The organism is Mycobacterium rhizamassiliense (assembly GCF_900157375.1).
GTDB classification, from domain to species: Bacteria; Actinomycetota; Actinomycetes; order Mycobacteriales; family Mycobacteriaceae; genus Mycobacterium; species Mycobacterium rhizamassiliense.
This window is the reverse complement of record NZ_LT721901.1, coordinates 2,736,600-2,757,738: the sequence shown is the minus strand read 5'-3', so window position 1 is coordinate 2,757,738 and position 21,139 is coordinate 2,736,600. Positions and strand designations below refer to the sequence as shown.

Here is a 21,139-nt window from a genome sequence, read left to right as displayed (position 1 = left end):
CTCTCCTTACTTGTTTTCCGACCCGGCGCTGCCGGGCAGTGAGTCGAAGACCGAGGGGTCCGGTGGTCGGGTGTTTAGCCGCGGTACGTGCAGGCCCCCGTCGACCGGGATGGTCGCGCCGGTGATGAAGCGTGCCTCGTCGCTGGCCAGGAAAGCCGCCACTGGGGCGATGTCGTCTTCCGGGTCGCCCATCCGTCCGCAGGGGATCATCAGCGGAACCGCCTCGAGCAGTGCAGGGTTGGCGGACACCATCTCTTCGAAGGCAGCCGATGCGGCGATCGGTGCGATTGCGTTGACCAGGATGTTGTGCCTGGCCCACTGGAATCCGGCCGTCCGGGTCAGCGCCTGCACACCGCCCTTGGCGGTGTTGTAGTCACCGTGGACCCAGTTTCCGTTGTCGGCGTCGATCGAATAGAAGTTGATGATGCGTCCACCACCGTGAGCTTTCATGACGGGGAACGCCGTCTGCATCCCCCACCACACGCTCCATAGGGCGACTCCGAGCATTTGCTCGAACATTTCGTCGGTCTTGCGCTCCAGCGGAACGTCCGGGGTCAGCGAAATCGCATTGTTGACAAGGATGTCCAAACCACCGAAGGACTCCTGGGCGGCCGCGATCGCGTCTTCGACGTCTCCCTTACGGGACACATCGGTCTGTACGAACAAACCCTCGCCGCCGAGCGCACCGAGGTCCCAGGCGACCTGCTTACCCGCGTCGGTGTCGAACTCGGCGATAACCACCTTGGCGCCCTCGCGGGCGAACCTGCGGGCGATTCCCCGCCCGATGCCCTTGCCGGCACCGGTGACGACGGCAACCTTTCCCTCCAGACGGCTCACCGGCTAGGCCTTGCTTTTGGTATCAAGAACCTCACGGACGCGCGACCGGAAGTTGGGGTCGTGGGTGTGGCTGAAGTTCACATTGCCGCTCTCACCGTCGAACTCGTGCAGGCCGGTGAGATCCCGCTCGGGATCGGAGAAGTCAGCGGCATAGCCGTTTTCACGGACAGCGACAATCTCCCACCAGTTGCCGTCCGGGTCGGTGAAGTAGAACGACGTGTCCCCGTGCATGTGTCGTGGGTCGGTGATCGTCTTGAGGCCCCAGTCGTCCTTGAGCGCGAGCAGCCTCTGGTGGGCTGCGTACACCTCTTCCTCGCTGCCCACGTCGAGGCCATTGTGGGCCAGCATCGTCATCGAACTCTCCTTGCCGGTCTCCACCACCGCGTAGGCGTGGTTGGTGTTGAGCCGGATCATCATCGAGCGGGCGCTGGGTTGGATCACTTCCAGTCCGAGGACCTCTTCGTAGAAGCGGCGTGACCGGGCGATATCGACGACCTCCAAGGTGCCGTGACCGAGCCGTTGGACCTTCAGGACAGGTTCGCCGGTGAACTTGTCGGTGATTCCGGGCATTACAGGTTCCTTCCTAATTCCTCGCCGAGGTGTTCGGTCCGGTCACACGCCGGCTTGCAGTGCTTGCATCGCCGCGGCCATCTGGGCCGAATCCATGTACTCCTCGATGCGCCGGATCCGGCCGCCCGAGAGGGAAATACGCTGAATCGCCGGAATCGCCGCCGCTTCGCCGTTCGGCAGCGTCACCCGCACGACGTGTCGCTGAACGCAGGTGTCATCGGTGAAGTCACGCCCGACGACGTAGAATTCGGCCCGCATTTGCGCCAGCCCCGCAAGTGCTGCCAGTGCTTCGCTTTTCGGTTGCTCTTGCTGGGTGTAGTTGTGCCATACCACTGCGTCGTCGGTGAACAGTGCTTCGCAGGTCGCCTGGTCACCGGTCGCCAGCGCGGTGAAGAACTTGTCCACGATAGCCTGCACGTCGTTGTGGTTATCAGCCACGATTCCCGCTTTCCTTGATCAGGCCTGTCACGGCCACACCTTCGGGGTGAAGATCGCCCGTGCCATTCGTTCCGAAATTCGCCAGCCCTCGGGCGTTTTGGTGTACTTGTCGTGGAACTCCATGACGCGCCCGTTGTCGGTGGCGTAAACAACCGGCTCACCGCGTTCCGACGGCGGTCCGTGGTAGACCATCGAGCAGACGACGGCCTCGGCCGAGTCCAGGCATACGTTCGTGAAGTGGAAATTGGTGAGTAGGTGTCGTGTCGTCGCCTTTGGCCGGTCACGCATCCCCTGGCGCAGCTCGTCGTGGCCGTGGTGGACGTTGCCGGCACGATCGAAAACAGCGTCCGGGGTGAACAGCCCGATCATCGACTCGAAATCGCCTTGGTCCACGTAGTAGGCGAAGTCGTTGTTCAGCCGGACCAGTTCCCACTCGATCGTCATCGTCTCGGTAGAAGTCATGTGCTCTTCAATCCCTGACTCAGATCAGGGCCGACGGTGGGACGTCTTCGTCGACAAGCAGTGCGCCGACGATCTGGTAGATCTCCGGGCTCGCCGCCACATGCTGTGCCGCCGTGCGGATATCGCGGAAGCGTCTCTGCAGCGAGGAGCTGCTGTACATGGCGTTGCTACCGGCCAAGCCGAAAGCCTCGTTGACGATCTCCACGCACTCGGTATGGGCCCGCGCCACCATCGCGCGCTGGCGAACCGCAGCCATCGTTGTGATCAGTTCGCCCGCGACCGCAGCGTCCCACATCAGCTGGGTCTCCTTCTCGGCGAGCGCACGCACCGCCGCCAAGCGGGTGTCGAGCAGACCTAGTCGGAACTGGAAGACGGTGTCCTCGGCCAATCGCATGCTGGGGTTGAACGCCGGCCGCTTGGTCTTGGCGAGCTTGCGCACGTCATCCAGCGCGCCCTCGGCGATGCCTAGCACCACGGCGACGTGGGTGGGCCCCAGCGCCAAGCGGGTCGGTAGCCGGAACATCGGGCTGTCCACACCGGAAGCCCCGAAGAACTCACCGGTGTGGTGCTCGGGCACGAACACGTCCTTGAGCACCAAGTCATTGCTGTTGGTCGCCCGCAACCCCACCGAGTCCCAGGTATCCAGGAACTGGGCCTGCGCCGTCGGCACCACGGCGAGTTTCATCTCGGGCACGCCCATCTCGGTCATCCGAGGCTGCCCGTTGTCCAGGACGATACAGTTGCCCATCACCCACTGGTGCTCGTAGCTCCCGCTGGCCAGTGGCCACTGCCCGTTGACGATATAGCCGCCCTCGGCCGCGACGGCAACACCCTTCGGTGCAAAAGCACCCCGCGCCATGGTGTTTGGGCCATCAGGATAGATCTCGTTGTCGAGCACCTCTTTGGAGAGACGGGCGAATACCGGCGCGAAGTCGGCGCCGATCATCACGGTCCATCCCGTAGAAGCATCCGCCCGCGACACCTCCTCGATTACGGCCATGGCCTCCGGCAGGCTCATCTCCTCCCCGCCGTATTGACGCGGGACGAACATGCGGAAAGCACCGGCATCGGCGAGCCGCTCGAGCAGGTCGGTGGGCACCACCTTGGCCTTCTCAATCTCGTCGGCCCGCTCGGCGATTTCCGGGGATAGCACCCGGACGGCTTCGAGCACGGTGGTCGTATCCGCCGCAACGGTTGTCATGCAGTACCTCCACGTCGACAAAGTCCACCCGCGCAACCACCAAGGCAGCCGCGGCAGTTGTTGAATGGATATGTTCGATCACACACTATCCGTATTATGTGTCCCGATTCACTGCGCGGTCAAGTAGCGAGTGCTCGGGGCCGCGGATTGTGGTGCCAGTATCGAGCGGCACGTGGCATACTGAAGAATATTGATCACTTAAGACACAATCGCAGTACTTTGTCTGAAGAATATTCCCGGCTTCGCCGGTCGGGGCTCATCGTGGAGGAACCGGCACCATGGCAGACAACGAGCAGACCTTGACGATCACCGTCGACCGGTCCAAGTGCTGCGGCTACACGCTCTGTGCCGCCGAAGCGGCCGACGTATACTCGATCGACGACGAGGGTTACGCCGTCGCACCCGCGAGCGTGCCGGCCGAACTCGAGGATCAAGCCCGCCGTGGTGCGGTCGCATGCCCTGACAGCGCAATCATTCTCAGCCGAAAGAACGCTACCGGCGAGGACACGGATGGCGCGTAGAGCGGCCGCGCAAAACTTTCAGGGTGCCCCAACGCCCCGGTGCACGGACTTGCCGGCCGGCAGGCCCCTACGGTGGTGGTCACCCGAACGTCCCATCACGAGTCGACTTCCCCCAACTCGTTCACTGCTGCCTTCGAGGCAAATCGAATGTTTTGGATGATTCGTACGTACTTCGTCTCATATGTCTTGTTTACGTATTTGGGAGGATGTTAGCCTCAGCGACACGTTGCGCACCCTCTGACCATCCGCACACTCGATCAGCACGGTTTCCTTCTGACAGGACGCCCGCGGTAACACCGGTCAAGTGGTCGGATGGGCGCTTGAAGGCGATCAGGATCTCTAACCAAGGACATCGAACATGACGACGACACGTGAGCCGGGCCAGACGCTTGCCGAGTTCGACGAACATCTCGACGAACTACACCTACGCGGTCAGTGGCAGTACGACGCGCAGTTGGTGCAACTGACCGACGGTCCGCTGCCTGCGGGCGTGCCCTTCCTGTGGCAACGCGGTCTGGCTGAGCGTGCGCTGGAGGAGATGTGCACGGTCAGGGCCAACGACACCGCTCGGCGCAACTTCACCTTCATCAACCCCGGCCCCGGGGTCGACGGCACCACCCCCACCCTCGCCATGGGTATGCAGATCACCTTGCCCGGCGAAATCGCCTCGGCGCATCGCCATTCGATCAACGCACTGCGGTTCGTCGTGGATGGTAGTGCCAACCTCTACACCTCTGTCGACGGCGAGCGGCTCGCCATGGAGGACAGCGATCTCATCATCACCCCGGCCTACACGTGGCACGACCACCATAACGAAAGCGACAAACGCGGCATCTGGATCGACATCCTCGACGTGCCGGTGATGGGCTATCTGCGGCAGATCTTTTTCGAGCCCTACGGGAGTAGTACGCAGCCACTACGCGAAACCCGTGCCGACTTCATCAGCAGCCGTTCATCGCCCGTTCGGCCAGCCTGGGAGCGCCGAGACAGTACCCGTATCCCTTTCAGGTACGCGTGGCGCGATGTCCGTGCGGCGCTGCGGGACTTCGCGGGCTGCGAGGGCAGCCCGTTCGACGGGGTGATACTGCATTACGCGCATCCGATCTCCGGCGGATCGACCCTGCCGACCATCGACTGTTTCGCCCAGCTACTGCGTCCGGGTCTGCAAACGCAGCGGCACCGGCACACCTCCAGTGTGGTCTACTACGTGGTTGAGGGCGAAGGCACCACCCTGGTGGGAGACCACCGGCTCGACTGGTCGGCGGGCGATTCGTTCGTAATCCCGAATTGGATGTGGCACCAACACATCAACCACTCACCAAGCACCGAAGCGGTGTTGTTCTCCGCAACCGACGCCCCACTGCTGGCCGCGCTGGGGATGTACCGGGAAGAACCGCATGACTCGTTTGGAACCGGCCCGTATCCGGCCGTGCCGGCCGACGTGGTGCGGGGACATGTGACGACATGACCCTCACCCGAGCCGATATCCGTGGCGTGGTGGGCATCGTGCCCACCCCGGCCACCAGCGACGCCGGCAACTGGCGCGCCGAGAACACGGTGAACACATCTGAGACCGAGACCATGATCGAAGAGGTGATCGGTGCCGGCATCGAATTCGTGATGTCCACCGGGACTTTCGGTGAGTGCGCGTCGCTCACCCATGACGAGTGGCTCACCTTCACGACCTGCATCGCCAAGGTCGTCCGCGGTCGGGTGCCGTTCTTCGCTGGTGTCACGACGTTGAACACCCGCGACACCATTTCCCGCGGTCGCCAGGCCATTCAAGCCGGTGCCGACGGGCTTTTTGTCGGGCGCCCGATGTGGCTGCCTCTCGACGACGAAGCAATCGTCCGGTTCTATAGCGACCTGGCCGAAGCGTTGCCCGGCGTACCGATCGTTGTTTACGACAATCCCGCCGCGTTCAAAGGCAAGATCAGCGTCGAGGCCTACCAGAAGTTGGCCGATCTGCCGGAGATCGTGGCGACCAAACACGCAGGCGGGCCGACGCTGGAACGCGACATCGAAGCTGTCGGTGACAGGGTTGCCGTACTCCCCCTCGACAGCGACTGGTATGGCGCCGCCAAGCGCTTCCCTGAACTGGCCACCGCGTGCTGGTCGGGCAACGTTGCTTGCGCCCCTTCACCATTGGCGGCGCTCTCTCGTGCCGTTCTGTCGCGGGACTGGGACGCGGCGGCTGCGATCTCCGAGAAGGTCAACTGGGCGCTGGCGCCGCAGTTCGGTGGCGATATGTCGCGCTTCATGGACTACAGCATCCCGGTGGGGCGGGCCCGTTTTCGTGCCGCAGGGTTGATCGATCCGGGCCCCAGCCGACCGCCCTACACCGATGCTCCCGCCGATATGATCGCCGGCGGCGAGGAAACCGGCCGTCGCTGGGCGCAGTTGGAACGCGAGTACCGCGACGCGCGGTAGGCGATTAGGGGTCGGCGTCGTGGATCGCCATCACCACGGCCTTCGGCTCGGTGAAGAACTCCCGGCTGAAAGTGCCTCCCTCGCGGCCGATTCCGGAATCGCCGACACCGCCGAATGGTGCCCGCAGATCGCGAATGAAGAAACAATTGACCCAGACAGTGCCCGCCTTAAGCGCGGCCGCCACGCGGTGCGCACGAGATAGGTTCTCGGTGAACAACATCGCGTTGAGCCCGTAGGGAGTGTCGTTGGCTGCGGTGATGGCATCGGCCTCACTGTCGAAGGGCGCCACCACGACAACGGGACCGAAGATTTCCTCGCGGCACAACCGGGCCTCTGGCGGTAGGTCGGTGACTACCGTTGGCCGGATGGCCCACCCGTCGCCCAGACCGCCCGTGCGCATGGTTCCACCCTCGGCGCCGATTTCGTCGACATAGGAGCGCACCTTCTTCCAATGCGCTTCGGAGGCCAGCGGCCCGATCTGGGTTCCCGTCAGTTTGGGATCGCCCAACGTCAACGATTCCGCGGCAGCGACGAACTTCGCCAAGAAGGCGTGGTACACCTCGCGCTGCACGAACAGTCGGCTGCCGGCCAGGCAGACCTGCCCCGCATTCGAGAACACCGCGCGGATAGACCAATTCACTGCTGTATCGAGATCAGCGTCCGCGAAGACCAGGTTGGCGCCCTTGCCGCCGAGCTCGAGACTCACCGGGGTCAGGTGCGCCGCACCGGCAGCGGCGATGACCTTGCCGGTTCCGGACTCTCCGGTGAAGGTGATGCGATTGACGCGGTTGTCCGCCGTCAGCGCGGCGCCTACCGAGCCGGGACCATACCCATGGACGACGTTGAGCACTCCGGGTGGCATGCCGGCGCGCACTGCCAGCTGGGCGAGAATCGTCGCCGATGCCGGAGTGTCCTCCGCGGGCTTGAGCACAACGGTGTTACCCCACGCCAACGCGGGAGCGATCTTCCACGTCTCGAGCATCAACGGAAAGTTCCAGGGCGCGATCGCCGCCACGACGCCGGCGGGCTCGAACCGGGTGTAGGCATGGTGCCCGGTGTCCATTGGCAGGATATCGCCGGTGGACAACCGGGCGTGGTCGGCGAAGAAGCGGAAGTTCTGCGCCGACCGTGGAACGTCATTGCCCCTGCTGTCGCTAAGCGGCTTGCCCATGTCGGTGGTATCAGCAAGCGCGAGTTCGTCGGCGTTTTCGATGATCAGATCGGCCAGCCCGTGCAGAATGGCGCCCCGCTCGGCAAACCCCATGCATGGCCAGGGGCCGTCGTCGAATGCGCGCCGGGCCGCGGTCACCGCTCGATCAACCTCATCTGCGCCACCCAGCGCCACCTGAGCCCACGGTTGCTGGGTCCAGGGATCGATGGTGTCGAAGCGTGCGCCGCTGGACGACTCCGTTTCCTCCCCGTCGATCACATGGCGGATCACGTCCATCATCAACCCTTTCGGCGTTCAGCGATCGTGACATCACCGGCCGCCCAATGCGTCGCGGGCACCTCGCGGAGCACGACTCGGATACTGTCCCGCGCAGCATCGACGGCCGTCTGCACCGCGTCGGTCAGCCCCGTGATCAAGGCACGTAACTGCTCGGGTGTGCGACCTTCCACCAGCGTCACCTCGACTAGCGGCACGATTCCTGCCCTCCGTCCACGACGATCGAACCCAGATGGGTGAAGTGCGCGGCGACCTGTGCTCTGGGCGGCACGCTTACCGCGTCGGTCATGCCCCCGGTCAGCACGATCCAGCCCGGCTCGATCGCCAACCTGCGTTCGGCAAGAACATTGGCGGCCAACGCCAGCGCTTCTGCCGGATGACCTTGCACCGCTTCGCCGGTGGCGCGGTCCACCACTCGACCGTCGACCTCGAGACGGCAGGCTTCGGCCGCCAGGTCCAACGAATCCGGCTGCACGCCCACCGACCCCATCACGAACAGCCCCGAGGACGCGTTGTCGGCGACCACATCGGGCAGCGTGAACCGAAAATCGCGGTAGCGTGAATCGATGATCTCGATGCCGGAGTAGACCTGCCCGACCGCGCCCTGCGCTCGGGACGCCGTCATGGCAGGCCCGGCGAGCCGTTCCGCCATCACGAACACGATCTCCGGTTCGGCACGAGGGTGGATAAGCGATTCGCGTGGCAACGGCGCACCTGCCGGGAGCACCATCGCATCGGTCAGCCAAGCCACCAGTGGTGAGCTGATGCCCATGCGTAATTGTTTTGCGCGAGAGGTCAATCCGAGTTTGACGCCGACGAGTCGCTCACCGCGTTCGAGACGGCGGCGCAGTGCCTCATCCTGGATGCGGTAGGCGGTGGCCAGGTCGAGACCAGTCCACTGGTCACTGAGCGGATCACACTCGGTCTGGGTGCTTTCCGCCTCGAGGAGTTCGGTCGCCGCCCGCTGAATGTCCCATCCGCCGCCGGTGGGCTCGCGGCTCACCGGCCATGTCCCGACTGACTCGGCCCGACGCTCACCGAACCGTTCTGGCCATCACGGCGCAGCTGCGGTTGTGACACGGTGCGCTGAGTCGGGCCCAGCCACATGTCGATCGAACCGTCCTCGGACAGGTTGAACGTGCGCGGGCGCCACGCAGCGTCGTCTTCGATCCGCTCTACACCGAAGGAGTACTCGTAAGTTAGGTTGTCGGGTCCGACGAAGTAGACGAAGATCGCCGTCGAGGTCGGATGCCTGCCGGGACCATGCAGGATGTGCACGTCGTTTCGCTGCAGGAACCGCCAATTGCGCATCACGTCGTCGAGGGTGTGCACCTGGAAGTTGATGTGACAGAGGCCGGGAGCGGCGTCGTTTTGGAACACCGCCAGCTTGTGGTGGACCGGGTCGATACGCATTAAACAGGCCGCATCGCCGATCCAGTCGGACACCTTGGCATTGAAGAGTGTCGACCAGAATGCGTATGCGGCCCGCACATCGGGAGCATCCAGACAGAGGTGCCCGAACTCGCAGATCCCGGCGGCTGGACGCCCGAACTGAAGCGGCCGCGCCAGAGTGCTCTGGTCGGTCACCAGTTCCACGTGGTTGCCGAACGGATCGTCGAAGGCGATGAACGCTCGCACGTGTCGTTGTCGTGCCTCCTCCGCTGATCCCCGCCGCACCGTGCATCCGTAACTCGTCAGTTCGGCTTCAGCGGCATCGAGTGCCGCGTCGTCCTTCACCGTGAACGCCGAGGCATGCACTCCAGCCTGTGAGCTCTCGACCAGCGCCAGGCAGTGATGGCGATGATCGGCTCGCAGATAGGTCATCCCGGGTGCCCGCGCGACAGGGTCCAGACCCACGATGTCGACGGCGAATCGCTCGGCGCGTTCCAAGTCGGTGACCCCGGACCGGACATAGGCGATGTCCTGCAGTTGGATCATCTCCGGGCCCCACTTTCTCGATGCCGCCCCGATGTGGTAGTCGGCACTAACCGTGTCTTAGTTACTATATAAATATTTATGCTTCTGAACTATAGTGGCAGCGGCCACAGCGTCAAGGGCTTGCGGCACAACGATGTAGCGCTGCCGCTTGCGGCTTGCGTCACCATAAAAACTTCAGAACCAAGTTCTGCCGCACCGGCTCACAGTAGGGTCGTGTCGCGATAGAGCGGCAAGCACCCCAGGAGGTGGCCGGAGACCCATGCGATCTTCACTGGCTGATAACACCAAGGCAGTTTCGGCGCTACTGGACCGCGACTGGCGCATGCTCATCGGCGACACCGCGGTAGTGGCCAACCGCGGCGCGACGATGGAAATCACCACACCGCACGACGGGACGACCATTGCCCACGTCCCGTCTGCAGACGAAGCCGACGTCGAGGCGGCGGTATCGGCTGCAACCCGAGCATTCCCGCACTGGCGCGACACCACGCTTCTCGAGCGCGCGGAGATGATTCGGGCTTTCGCCGCGCGTCTGCGCTCGCGCGCTGAAGACTTCGGATTACTCGACGCTATCGACACCGGTAATCCGGTGACCGCCATGGTGGGCGACGTGATGATGGCGGCACGCTGGCTCGACTATCACGCCGGGGTCGCCTTCAGCCTCGCCGGTGCCACGCTGCCATCGATGACCGGTAGCTGGCTGCTGACCCGCAAGGAACCCTACGGCGTCGTGGGACGGATCATTCCCTACAACCATCCGATACTGTTCGCGGCCGCGAAAGTGGGCGCACCACTGGTCACCGGCAACACACTGGTTCTCAAAGTACCCGACCAGGCGCCGCTGTCGTCGTTGTTGATGGCCGAGGTCGTTCTCGAGTCGTTTCCGCCCGGGGTGGTCAACATCCTGTCGGGACCCGGCGCTGTAACGGGCGATGCCTTGGTGCGGCACCCTGCCGTCAAACGGATCTCGCTCATTGGGAGCGTCGAGACCGGCCAGAAGGTCATGGCGTCGGCGGCATCGGCGGGAATCAAGTATGTCACGCTGGAGCTGGGCGGCAAGAATGCGATGATCGTGTGCCCGGACGCCGACCCCGGCGCTGTCGTCGAGGGCGCCGCATTCGGGATGAACTGCCATTGGAGCCAAGGGCAGTCGTGCGGATCGACCACGCGTTTGTTCGTTCACGACGCGCTGCATGACCATGTCGTCGCCGGTCTGACCGATCGCCTGAAGTCCATCCGCATCGGCCATCCGCTCGACCCCGACACCGAGATGGGGTGCCTGGTCTCACAAGCTCAGTTCGACAAGGTGATGGGTTACATCGAATCAGCCCACGCTGAGGGCGCGCGTCTGGTGACGGGCGGCCGCAGGCCGGAGGGTGACGACTTCGCGAAAGGTTTCTATATCGAACCGACGATATTCGCCGATGTCGACATGTCGATGCGGATCGCGCGGGAGGAGATCTTTGGGCCGGTGCTGTCGGTTTTCCGTTGGACTGACCTGGACACCGTCGTCGAGCAGGCCAACGAACTCCCGTTCGGGCTGACCGGGGCGGTGTGGAGCAACGACATCACCACCGCGATATCGGTGGCCGATCGGCTGGATACCGGCTACGTCTGGATCAACGGGTCCGGCAGCCATTTCCTGGGAGCCCCGTTCGCCGGGCACAAGAACAGCGGAGTCGGCACCGAGGAAGGTGTTGACGAGTTGGAGAGCTACCTGCAGTCGAAGACGGTCAACATCCCGCTGCATTGACGCCACGTGCAATCGGAACGCGTTGTGGCACAGTCTCTAGGGTGCCTATCGTGAATCAATCCGACTGGTTTGCACCCTGTACTGTACACCGGGAGAAATACCCGATCCGACCTGGAGGCCAGCTGATGCCGCGAGCTCCTCGCATGCCGCCTTCTATCACCGGGCAGATCGCGCAGGCGGCCGATCGTGAGGGCCCTGATTTCGACACCACGGTATTGGCTTTGACGCTGACCATGTTTCGTGCCGCAACGGCCTTCGAACGTGCTCACGCCGCAGAGCTTTTGCCGCATGGGCTCAATACCGGCCAGTTGAACATCCTGACCGTCTTGGATCGCTCGACGGAGCCTTTGACGATGGATGCGCCTGGAGAGGCGGTGTCGGTGCGGCCGGCCAATCTGACCGGGGTGGTCGATGCTCTGGCCAGGCGTCACTTTGTCGAACGGATCTCGAATCCGGATGATCGTCGATCGTTCCTGATTTGGACATATTTACATCGGCTGATGGATGACCTGACCCGGAGGCAACAGCGTCAACTGCAGTCCCTGTTCGCGCGTTTCCTCGAGTCGATCGAGAACAATGGCCCCTTCACCCGGTGCAGATCAGCTTCTTTCGCGCCGTCACAGTCAGCCTAACCGACGTAGGGAGCGGGTTTCGTCATGATGGTTGCCGGACCGAGCCAGGCACAGCGTTTAGTCGACGTGCACACCCACGGCCTGCCGCGCGACTTGCCGAGTTTCGGACGACGATTCGCCGGTTCATGGCCAGAACTGGTCGAAACCGGCCCATGCACGGCGGATATCCTCCTCGGTGGCCGGCATTTCCGGTCGATCACGGATCACTGTTGGGACCCGGCCCGGCGCCTGGAGGACATGGACGCCGATGGGGTTTCTATGCAGGTGATCTCGCCCATTCCCATCACCGTTTCCTATGGGTTGAACGCCGACGGCGTAGCGGACCTCTCGCGCGTCCAGAACGAGTGGATCGCCGGTGTGGCCCGTGATCACCCGTCTCGATTCGCCGGACTTGGCACCGTCCCGTTGCAGGATCCTACGCGGGCAGCCCAGATGGTGGTTGACATCGTCGGGGATCTCAAGCTGTCCGGTGTGGAGGTCGGGTCGAATGTCGGCGGGCGCAATCTCGATGATCCCGAACTCGACCCGTTTTTCGCCGCCTGCGCGGAAACGGGTGCGCTGATCTTCGTGCACCCATGGAACGTGCTTGGCGCCGATCGGCTCAAGAAACATGGGCTGGCGAATTCGATCGGTATGGGAGCTGAAACCGCGGCTGCGGCGGCGTCGTTGGTGATGGGCGGGGTCCTCGACCGTCATTCACACCTCAAGGTCCTGCTCGCGCACGGCGGCGGCGCGTTCCTGGCGCTGCTGCCGCGGATCGACCGCATCTGGGAGTGTGTTCCGGAGCCGGCCGCTACCAGCGGCCGGCCATCTTCGTACGCCGATCGTTTCTATTACGACTCGCTTGTGTTCGATCCCGCCGCCGTGGCCGCACTGATTGCCCGGGTCGGGGCTGACCGTGTTGCCGTCGGCACCGACTACCCGTTTGTCATCGCCGAACGACCCGCGGGTGCGGCGCTGTTCGCGGCAGATCTGCCGGCGTCAGTGACTGAGTCGGTTACTTCAGGGACTGCCGTCGCAATGTTGGGGTTGAACGTGGCCTGATTCCCTCATATCCGCGCTGAGCTCAGCGTCGACGGGGCGAAGACCTCTTCGTAGCCGAGCAGGTGGTCGGTGAATCCTTGCTGATGGGCGTAGTTCAACAGCGTTTGGAGGGTGACCGCATTATTGGCCACTCCATATCGGAAGGGATCGCCGAGAACGGCGGCTTCCTCTTCTGCGTAGGCGGACTCCCATATCAAGCTGCTCGTGCACACCGCGGTATCGAGCAAATCGTGCTGGACGGGTGTGCGAGCCGCCTCGAACGCATCGACCAGATTGTTGGCGAGCCAGGGGTGAGCGGCGAGGAGCGCCCGCCTGACCACGACAACGTGCATGATCGGGATGATCGCCGTCGCTTCGAAATACCCGCGTTCCGCGCTGCGGAAATCCGGCCACAGCCGTTTGATACGTGGGTCACCCTGCAAGAAAGCCTGAGGAGCTCGGGCCGTGATCAACGCGTCGAGGTCACGCCGCAATAGTAGGGCGCTCAACGTGTCGTCATCGCCGATATGGGTCACTCGCAAGTCCGCCGGAGGGAGGACGGGCGCCTTCTCCTGTCGCCCGGCCTCCTCCAAACCTCCTGTCCGCCAGTCTATCGACGTCAAATCAACGCCGTAGTGTTCGCCGAGAATGCCGCGCATCCACAGTGAAGCGGTCATGCTCCACTCCGGGGTTCCGACCGTCGTGTTCGCCAGATCTGCAGGTTGTGACACGCTCGCGTCGGCGTTGACATAGACCGAAGCGTGCCGGAAGGCTCGGGACGGAAAGATCGGAAGGGCGACAAAAGCCCTGTCGGGGTTCTTCAGGGTCGCCAGATAGGCACCCATCGAATATTCAGCGACGTCGAATTCGGCATACTTCCCCTGACGCCAGAACAAGTCTTCGATAGCTGTGTGCAAGTACCGTAGGCGCACACCTTCGGGCTGTACCTCCCCGGTGTACAGGCGCCAGGTGCGATCGTACAACTCCCCACCGTAGGTCAACTCGAGCCGTTGCGACATGTTCACTCCGTTCGGGGATCAGTCACGGTAGTAGTTCATCGATCTCAGCTTTGGCGGCGAACAGATTTTCCAGAACGACGCCGCGGAAGTCGGTGTCCATCCTGCTCACCGGTACGGACGCAGCGAGCGCGAACGAGCCGCCCCGCAGGGGCACCGCCACCGAGACAACGCCTTCCTCACCTTCCTCGTTGCTGGTGGCGAATCCACGACGACGCACGGTGGCAAGCTCGGATTTCAACGATTTCTTGGACTTGATGGAGTGCCGTGTCAGCTGGGCAAGATCAGGATCGGGATACAACGCGTCAAGTTGCTCGTCAGTGAGCGCAGCCAGCAGCGCCTTGCCCGTCGACGTGCAATGAGCCGGCATCGCCACACCCAGGCGAGCCGAAACCCGCAGCGCCTGAGAACTTTCGATGGAGTCAACAAAATCTACCTGGGCGCGGTCCAGTCGGCCCAGGTGCACCGTTTCCCGCAGATCCGCATTCAATTTCTCCAGGACAGGCCGCGCACGGACCCGGATGTCGAGGCGACCAACCACACCGAAGGCCAACAAGTCGAGGCTGGGACCGGACCGATACGCCTTTGTCTGGGGATCCTGGCGAACCAGTCCGCGGTAGGCCAACATCGCGAGGAGGCGGTGAGCCGTCGAACTGGCTACTGAAAGATGCTTGCTGACCTCCGTGAGCCGGATCTCGGACCGCTCAACCAACAACATCAACGCACGCAACGCGTTGTCGACCGATTCGATTGGGTACTGCGGTACGGGCCCGTATTCGCGTGCGGCGACGACATCGTTTGGTTCGGTCATCCCTACGGCCTCCTGACAGCGATTCACGCGACCCTGGATGCTTACTGCCGGGCGCTCGCCGTGGCACCGGCCTGCGGCAACTGTTCGAGTTCGTGCAGAGCCGCCGCGGCGGTGGTCTCAGCGCCGATCAGTCTGCGGCATATCAAGATGGCCTTCGGCCAGTTGACGGTCACGGCGCCTCGGAGCAGCCCGCTGTCGTCGCTGTAAATTGCTGCAGCACGCGGCTTTTCACCGTGCAAGTTGCCGATCAGCTGCAGGAGTTCGGCTCGACCCGGTCGCCCGGCGATCTGGATCTTCCAGTCGTATTGGTCGCTCCACACGTACTCCGTCGGCGCATAAGGGTGCAGTTCATCGGGGTGCAGGATGTTGTGGGCTACACAAGCCGCCTGCTCCGAGGCGTTGGTCCAGTGCTCAACCCGGACATCTTCACGATGCCGCGGATGATGCCAACGGGCGACGTCACCCACCGCGAAGATGTCGCTGTGATCGACTGCACGGCAATACTCGTCGCACACCACCCCGTCGTCGATGAGCAGTCCCGACGACGACAGCCAGGTGTCGTTGGGACGGGCGCCGATACCCACGACGACGGTGCTTGCCGGTAGCACCTCGCCGTTGGTCAATGTCACGCGCAGCTTCCCGGCGGTGCCCTCGACCGCCTCGACACCTTCGCCGAACCGGGTCCGTACGCCGTGGCGATGGTGCAGATCGGTGAACATGGCTCCGAGTTCCCCGCCCAGAACCCGGCCGATCGGGGCGTGCAGAGGGTCGACGATCGTGACGTCTCGGCCCGCCGCGTGGGCGGTTGCCGCCACTTCTGCGCCGATGAATCCGCCACCGACCACCACTACGGGACCCGATGACGAGGTGAAGTCGCGGGCCAGTCCCCGGCTGTCGTCGAGTGTTCGGACAACGTGCACGCCGGATTCGACCGGCCACGGGGACGGCCTCGCGTCAGCGCCGGTGGCCACGACAAGCATGTCGTAGGGCACTCGTGTGCCGTTGGCGAGGACGACCGTTCGATCAGCGACATCGAGGCGTTCCGCGGCACTGCCGAGGCGTAGCTCGATGCCGGCGGTCTCGGCGTCGTCCGCCGTCAACAGTCTCACCCTGTCCTCATCCCACGCGCCGGCGAGGAACTGCTTGGAGAGCGGCGGCTTATCGTATGGGAGTTCGGCCTCCTTGCCGATCAGCACGATGCGACCGTCAAATTCTTGGGTTCTCAATGCCCGTGCAGTACGCACCCCGGCGACCGAGCTTCCGACAATGACGACAGTCCTGCCGGCCATCAGCGCGGCCCCTCCGAGACACTCTCCTGCAACAGGTATCCCGTGCGGGTCCTGGCCTTTGGCGTCAGATTCGGCATGGCATCCCCTCTGTCTTCACTGTGGTTGGGCGTCATCGCCGCTTTTTCGGTGCGGCGGCAACACTCATCCCGCCATCGGAGTGAACGACCCCGCCGGTGATGCCGCGCGATCGATCCGATGCGAGAAAGACGTAACTCCAGGCGTGATCCTCGCCGGACAGTGCGACCTGCAGCGGCACACGCGCGGCCAGTTCAGCGGCCCGTTCCGGAGTGTCGAACATGCTGCGGCTGGCTGATCCGAGGCTCGCCACGCCCCGCAGGTCGGTGCCCAACGTGCCGCCGGGCGCGATCCCGTTCACCCGGACACCAGGAGCCAAATCATGTGCCAGCGCGGTCACTAGGCCGCGGACAGCGAATTTGGACGCGACGTAGAGCACTCCGCCGCGGCCCGGGTAGTAAGCCGACGTGGATTCTGTCAGCAGAATGACGGCGTGCTCGGACTGATGCAGCGCCGGTAGAGCGGCCTTGACCGAATGCAGGTGACTCTTGACGTTGACCCGAAAGATCTCGTCGAACGCGCCGTCGATAGCGTTGGCGTCCAGATCCTCAATGCTGCGATAAAAGTCGAACACACCAACACAATTGACTAAGACGTCGAGCCCGCCGAACGCCTTCACCGCAGCTGCGACGGCCAGATCGTTCGGGATTCGGGTGGTTGCGTCGCCGACCGTGGTGACCACCTGGGGATGGGCGGTCGACAATGCCGCGCATTTGTCTGGGTCGCGCTCCAGGACCGCTACCCGGGCACCTTCGGCCAAGAAAGCGTCGACAATCGCCCTACCGATTCCGGAGCCGGCCCCGACGATAAGCGCCCGGTGACCCTCGAGCCAGCCGGTCATGTCCGGCCTGACGGTGTGTCCCCGGATTCGTCGGTGACCAACGACCCGAACGGCTGGCCGATCATCGCCGAGAACGTGGCCGTGGCCTGCCAGGTCAGCGCCTCAAGTTCCAACGGGCACAACGAAACCCATTGCCCGGACTTCAGCGATTCGATCAACATACGCGACCCATTGCGCGTCTGCACGCGGGAGACCCGAACTTCCGCGAACTCGTTGCCGATCGTAATCGGTTCGCCAACAATATGTTCCGGACGGGCCGTGTCAGTCCCCGACAGCCCCGGCTGCTGGGGGTGAACCGTCATAGGAAGATTGCCAAATTCTGCATTCGGATCACCGACTCGTCCACCAGAATGGTCCGGCGGGACAGCTTCCACTGCTCACCCTCGCGGCGCAGCAGGTCCTCGCGGCCCGCGGAGAGAAAGGCTCCTTCTCGGACGTCGCCCCTGCTGCGGAAGAGAAGTGTCGCCGACTCGACCACCAGGTGATCGGAATCCTCAGTGGCAAAGGTGCGTACATTCGACAGGTGGTGCCGCAGCCGCGAAGGCGGATCCTCGGTCCACGCATGTTCGGTGAGGAATCGCGCGACCCTGCGAGACAGCGAGTACTTGTCTTCATCGAAATGAGCCATGCCCGGGGATGTGTCGTATCCCGCACCCAGAGCGGTGGTGACGCGCACCGGCATCAGATAGTGAATGTCGTCGGCGAGCACGTCCAGCCAGTCGGTGTAGGCCTGCGCGTCGAGTAGATAGGCCTCGTCGACCAGCCACCGGTGAGCCAATAGATGGCGTTCGTCATCGAAGCGCAATGTGTTGCCACTGCGGGTGATTCGGGAGGCATGGGCACCGAGGCGAGACGCAGCCGAATGGGTCTCGCCTGGCCTGCCAGCCACTGCGGCCCGATCGGATGGTGTGGTGTCAGTACTCACGCCCGGCTCACCAGCTTGTCGTCGGCGGCTGGAAAGCTGCAGATTTCGGAGCCTTCTGCTGCCGCCTCAACCGGGCTTTCGAGGTCATCCGCCCAGCGCCGCAATAGTTCTCGCTGGTTGAACTCACTGTAGCCCTTCCGCGCGACGCCTGGTCCGGAGAACTCTTCGCGCGTCAGTGGCGGCGCGACCTCGGTGCCGTCTTCCAGCAGACCCATTCTGCTGTTGAGCAGTAACCTGCGGGCCATGGAGCCGGCCGCGGTGTTGGTCAGCGACACCCAGTTCTCCACGTCATCCTGCTCGAACATGCCGGTGCTGCCGAAACACATCAGATATGCCTTGTAGGAGAGCGCCTTGAACTGCTCTGGGGCCTCTTTGTCGACGGCGAACCAAGATAGTATTTCGGTCTCATCCTCGCTAATCGGCTGCCACTGTCGCAGGGTGATGAACGGGAGCACGTCATCGGAATCTGCGACCTTCGGCCAGTTGTGCACGAAGGAAAGATTGGGATACAGCGACGCGGCGCTGAACATGAACCCGTCTTCGCCGATTACGTTGAGCTGCTCGGCCGCCCAAGACTGCTTCATCCGGGCGATCATGTCGTCGGGATAGCCGACATAGCGCAGACGCTCCTCGAGTGAGCCCTCCGGCAGTTTGTATGTGGTCCCACCCCCGTTTCCTGCCCAATAAAGCACGCCCTCCTTGCGTTTTTGGGCGCTAGGCTCGCGGAACAGCCCGATTTCCACGACCGACGTATGCGTGTGCGGGGTGTGGTACATATCGCCCGCGAAGTTTTCGGCACCGATCTTCCAGTTCGCCTTGATCCGCCAGCGCTGGGGCCCGTGCAGTTGGATGCCGCTACGGCTCTGCCTGGTGTAGAAGTCCAGATAGAAGCGGAAGTCGCCGAGATATTCTTCCAGCGGCGGGGCTGTCGCGGCCAAGCTGACGAAGATCATTCCGTTGTAGATGCTGATGTTCGGCGCCGGCAGCAGTCGTTGGCCCTTGCGCTTGACCCCGGCCCCCCCGCCATAGGCATCGTGGTGGAAGGGCAATCCGGCGATCCTGCCGTCGTTGCGGTAGGACCAGCCGTGATATGGGCAACGGAAATGCGAGGCGTTGCCCATCTCGGCCCGGCATACCTGCATCCCACGGTGCAGGCACATATTGAAGTGCGCGCGCACCTGACCGTCTTCGTCGCGGATGATGATGAAAGAATCGTCGAGGACCCGGCGCACCACGTAATCGCCCGGTTGGGCGATCTCAGATTCGTGCCCGACAAAGATCCACGCCCGGCTGAAGATCCGCTCCTTCTCGAGTTCGAAGATCCCGCGGTCGTTGTAGATATGCGCCGGGATCATCCCCCGGCGTACGTCATCGAGAACACTCGCCTGCTGTGTCATAGCGACCTTTCCTCAGACCCGTGCTGTCATTGCTCTGTTCTACAGAGTACTATTCTGTAGAATAGAGGGTTCGTAGGCGGGCGTCAACGGGTCAGAGCCCAAGCGACCGGGCGATGATCACCTTCATGACCTCGCTGGAGCCGCCGTAGATTCGCGATACCCGGGCATCGGCATAAGCCCGCGCGATCGGGTATTCCATCATGTAGCCGTAGCCACCGTGCAACTGCAGACAGCGATCGATCACTCGGCCCTGCAGTTCGGTGCAGTAAAGCTTGACCATGGCCGCATCGGCCGCCGACAGCTTCCCGTCCTCATGAGCCAGCAGGGCCCGGTCGAGCAGTGACTGACCAGCCTCGATTTCGGTGGCACAGGCTGCGAGTTCGAATTTGGTGTTCTGGAGTGACGATACTGTCGTACCAAACGCCTTGCGGCCCTTGGTGTATTCGATAGTGTCACGCAACGCCTTGACCGCGGCGGCCTGACTGTTCACCGCAATCGAGAGGCGCTCCTGAGCAAGGTTCTCCGTCAGGTAGGCGAACCCTTTGCCCTCCTCCCCCAAAAGGTTCTCGGCGGGCACCACTACATCGTCGAAGATCAGCTCCGCCAGGTCCTGCGACTTCAAGCCCAGCTTCTCCAGCTTGCGGCCCCGGATGAGCCGAGGGCTGTCGCCTTCGATCACCAGTAGGCTCAGGCCTTCTCGGCCGGCTTCCGGATCGGTCTTGACGGCGGTCACGATCAAATCGGCATTGGCGCCGTTGGAGATGAACGTCTTGGAGCCGTAGACAATGTAATGATCTCCGTTGCGCACCGCGCGGGTGGTGATCGTCTTTATGTCGGAACCTGCGCCCGGCTCCGACATCGCCAAGGCGCTCACCGCGTCGCCGGACACCAGTCGCGGCAGCCACCGACTCTGCTGCTCGGCATTGGCGACGTTGAGGAAGTACGGCATCGCAATGTCGGTATGCATTCGCAGACCGCCGAGCGCGACGCCAGCGTGCTGGGATTCCTCGGTCAAGATGACATTGAACAGATAACTGTCTTGATCGCCGCCGCCGAATTCCTCGGGAACCTGGATACCCAGGAGGCCGAGCTTGCCCGCAGCGGTCCAGAAATGTCGGGGCGGCGCCCCGGCCTTCTCCCACTCGGTGTACTCCGGAACCACCTGCTCGGCATAGAAAGCGCGGACGGTCGCCCGAAACGCCTCATGGTCATCGTGGAATAGGGTGCGCTGCACTTGTTCGCCTCTCTGCCGCTTTGGCAATGCCGATACACGGGAAGATTTCAGATCCGGATCCAACGTCGCAGCTGAGAGCCACAACGCGATGCGGCGACCTCGATGCGCTCGACCAACTCGACGACCAGAAGTCGATGTCTCAGGACGGACCGCCTCCTTTCGCCTTCGGCCGCGCCATCTGAGCCACTGGCTGATACAGATCAAACTGATAATACATAATTACTTCTTTTCGTTCATTACTGCACGGATGTCGAGTTTCAGACCATGCAATGGCGTGCGACGCCGTTCTGGTGGGACCG

General features: G+C 63.2%; 23 protein-coding genes. 6 read left to right on the top strand and 17 right to left on the bottom strand.

Features of this window, described 5'->3' with window-relative positions:
- Nucleotides 1–6 precede the first annotated feature (6 nt).
- The 5 genes from MRAB57_RS13605 to MRAB57_RS13585 are packed head-to-tail and all read right to left on the bottom strand — an operon-like array spanning nt 7 to nt 3,508.
- The gene (locus MRAB57_RS13605) at nt 7–837 is read right to left on the bottom strand and encodes an SDR family NAD(P)-dependent oxidoreductase (RefSeq protein WP_077079471.1); all 831 of its coding nucleotides are present in this window, start codon (nt 835–837) and stop codon (nt 7–9) included.
- Between the two features lie 3 nt (nt 838–840).
- Nucleotides 841–1,407, bottom strand: coding sequence for a VOC family protein (locus MRAB57_RS13600; protein ID WP_077079470.1), 567 nt, complete (start codon nt 1,405–1,407; stop codon nt 841–843).
- Nucleotides 1,408–1,449: 42 nt separating this feature from the next.
- Entirely contained in the window at nt 1,450–1,845 is a 396-nt protein-coding gene (locus tag MRAB57_RS13595) for a nuclear transport factor 2 family protein (RefSeq protein ID WP_077079469.1), read from the bottom strand.
- Between the two features lie 27 nt (nt 1,846–1,872).
- Complete coding sequence (locus tag MRAB57_RS13590) at nt 1,873–2,307, bottom strand: nuclear transport factor 2 family protein (protein WP_077079468.1); 435 nt, start codon at nt 2,305–2,307, stop codon at nt 1,873–1,875.
- Between the two features lie 19 nt (nt 2,308–2,326).
- Nucleotides 2,327–3,508: an acyl-CoA dehydrogenase family protein gene (locus tag MRAB57_RS13585; protein WP_077087940.1), complete on the bottom strand. Its 1,182-nt coding sequence runs from the start codon at nt 3,506–3,508 to the stop codon at nt 2,327–2,329.
- A gap of 278 nt (nt 3,509–3,786) precedes the next feature.
- On the opposite strand from MRAB57_RS13585, the gene MRAB57_RS13580 reads away from it, so the two are divergent.
- From MRAB57_RS13580 to MRAB57_RS13570, 3 genes are all read left to right on the top strand, one after another.
- Nucleotides 3,787–4,029, top strand: coding sequence for a ferredoxin (locus tag MRAB57_RS13580; RefSeq protein ID WP_077079466.1), 243 nt, complete (start codon nt 3,787–3,789; stop codon nt 4,027–4,029).
- A 358-nt stretch (nt 4,030–4,387) separates the two neighbouring features.
- Nucleotides 4,388–5,497 (top strand): cupin domain-containing protein, encoded by a 1,110-nt coding sequence (locus tag MRAB57_RS13575; RefSeq protein ID WP_077087939.1) that lies wholly within the window; start codon nt 4,388–4,390, stop codon nt 5,495–5,497.
- Nucleotides 5,494–6,459, top strand: coding sequence for a dihydrodipicolinate synthase family protein (locus MRAB57_RS13570; protein ID WP_077079464.1), 966 nt, complete (start codon nt 5,494–5,496; stop codon nt 6,457–6,459). The genes MRAB57_RS13575 and MRAB57_RS13570 overlap by 4 nt, the downstream gene beginning before the upstream one ends.
- 4 nt (nt 6,460–6,463) lie before the next feature.
- Here MRAB57_RS13570 and MRAB57_RS13565 read toward each other — a convergent pair whose 3' ends face one another.
- The 4 genes from MRAB57_RS13565 to MRAB57_RS13550 are packed head-to-tail and all read right to left on the bottom strand — an operon-like array spanning nt 6,464 to nt 9,844.
- A complete protein-coding gene (locus MRAB57_RS13565; RefSeq protein ID WP_216823739.1) occupies nt 6,464–7,909 on the bottom strand; it encodes an aldehyde dehydrogenase in 1,446 nt (481 codons plus the stop codon).
- On the bottom strand, nt 7,909–8,103 hold the full coding sequence (locus MRAB57_RS13560; RefSeq protein WP_077079462.1) for a tautomerase family protein: 195 nt from the start codon (nt 8,101–8,103) through the stop codon (nt 7,909–7,911). The genes MRAB57_RS13565 and MRAB57_RS13560 overlap by 1 nt, the downstream gene beginning before the upstream one ends.
- Nucleotides 8,094–8,909, bottom strand: a complete 816-nt coding sequence (locus MRAB57_RS13555) for a 2-keto-4-pentenoate hydratase (protein WP_077079461.1) — start codon at nt 8,907–8,909, stop codon at nt 8,094–8,096. Before MRAB57_RS13555 ends, MRAB57_RS13560 begins: the two co-directional genes overlap by 10 nt.
- A complete protein-coding gene (locus MRAB57_RS13550) occupies nt 8,906–9,844 on the bottom strand; it encodes a VOC family protein (RefSeq protein ID WP_077079460.1) in 939 nt (312 codons plus the stop codon). Before MRAB57_RS13550 ends, MRAB57_RS13555 begins: the two co-directional genes overlap by 4 nt.
- A 259-nt stretch (nt 9,845–10,103) precedes the next feature.
- On the opposite strand from MRAB57_RS13550, the gene MRAB57_RS13545 reads away from it, so the two are divergent.
- From MRAB57_RS13545 to MRAB57_RS13535, 3 genes are read left to right on the top strand one after another with little or no spacing between them, the layout of a single operon-like run.
- The gene (locus MRAB57_RS13545; RefSeq protein ID WP_077079459.1) at nt 10,104–11,597 is read left to right on the top strand and encodes an aldehyde dehydrogenase family protein; all 1,494 of its coding nucleotides are present in this window, start codon (nt 10,104–10,106) and stop codon (nt 11,595–11,597) included.
- A gap of 50 nt (nt 11,598–11,647) precedes the next feature.
- Nucleotides 11,648–12,229, top strand: coding sequence for a MarR family winged helix-turn-helix transcriptional regulator (locus MRAB57_RS13540; protein ID WP_245830312.1), 582 nt, complete (start codon nt 11,648–11,650; stop codon nt 12,227–12,229).
- Between the two features lie 24 nt (nt 12,230–12,253).
- Nucleotides 12,254–13,273, top strand: coding sequence for an amidohydrolase family protein (locus tag MRAB57_RS13535; RefSeq protein ID WP_245830311.1), 1,020 nt, complete (start codon nt 12,254–12,256; stop codon nt 13,271–13,273).
- 5 nt (nt 13,274–13,278) lie between these two features.
- Here the strand turns inward: MRAB57_RS13535 and MRAB57_RS13530 are convergent, their stop codons facing one another.
- The 8 genes from MRAB57_RS13530 to MRAB57_RS13495 form a co-directional block, all read right to left on the bottom strand.
- On the bottom strand, nt 13,279–14,271 hold the full coding sequence (locus tag MRAB57_RS13530; RefSeq protein ID WP_077082009.1) for a 4,5-dihydroxyphthalate decarboxylase: 993 nt from the start codon (nt 14,269–14,271) through the stop codon (nt 13,279–13,281).
- 22 nt (nt 14,272–14,293) lie between these two features.
- On the bottom strand, nt 14,294–15,079 hold the full coding sequence (locus MRAB57_RS13525) for an IclR family transcriptional regulator (protein WP_077079457.1): 786 nt from the start codon (nt 15,077–15,079) through the stop codon (nt 14,294–14,296).
- Nucleotides 15,080–15,120: 41 nt separating this feature from the next.
- Complete coding sequence (locus tag MRAB57_RS13520) at nt 15,121–16,305, bottom strand: NAD(P)/FAD-dependent oxidoreductase (protein WP_245835913.1); 1,185 nt, start codon at nt 16,303–16,305, stop codon at nt 15,121–15,123.
- 172 nt (nt 16,306–16,477) lie between these two features.
- Entirely contained in the window at nt 16,478–17,284 is an 807-nt protein-coding gene (gene hcaB, locus MRAB57_RS13515; protein WP_077079455.1) for a 3-(cis-5,6-dihydroxycyclohexa-1,3-dien-1-yl)propanoate dehydrogenase, read from the bottom strand.
- Entirely contained in the window at nt 17,281–17,586 is a 306-nt protein-coding gene (locus MRAB57_RS13510; protein ID WP_077079454.1) for a hypothetical protein, read from the bottom strand. The genes hcaB and MRAB57_RS13510 overlap by 4 nt, the downstream gene beginning before the upstream one ends.
- Nucleotides 17,583–18,173, bottom strand: a complete 591-nt coding sequence (locus MRAB57_RS13505) for a 3-phenylpropionate/cinnamic acid dioxygenase subunit beta (protein ID WP_077079453.1) — start codon at nt 18,171–18,173, stop codon at nt 17,583–17,585. The genes MRAB57_RS13510 and MRAB57_RS13505 overlap by 4 nt, the downstream gene beginning before the upstream one ends.
- Nucleotides 18,174–18,205: 32 nt before the next feature.
- On the bottom strand, nt 18,206–19,606 hold the full coding sequence (locus MRAB57_RS13500) for an aromatic ring-hydroxylating dioxygenase subunit alpha (protein ID WP_077087938.1): 1,401 nt from the start codon (nt 19,604–19,606) through the stop codon (nt 18,206–18,208).
- Nucleotides 19,607–19,697: 91 nt separating this feature from the next.
- Nucleotides 19,698–20,840, bottom strand: coding sequence for an acyl-CoA dehydrogenase family protein (locus MRAB57_RS13495; RefSeq protein ID WP_077079451.1), 1,143 nt, complete (start codon nt 20,838–20,840; stop codon nt 19,698–19,700).
- Between the last annotated feature and the right edge of the window lie 299 nt (nt 20,841–21,139).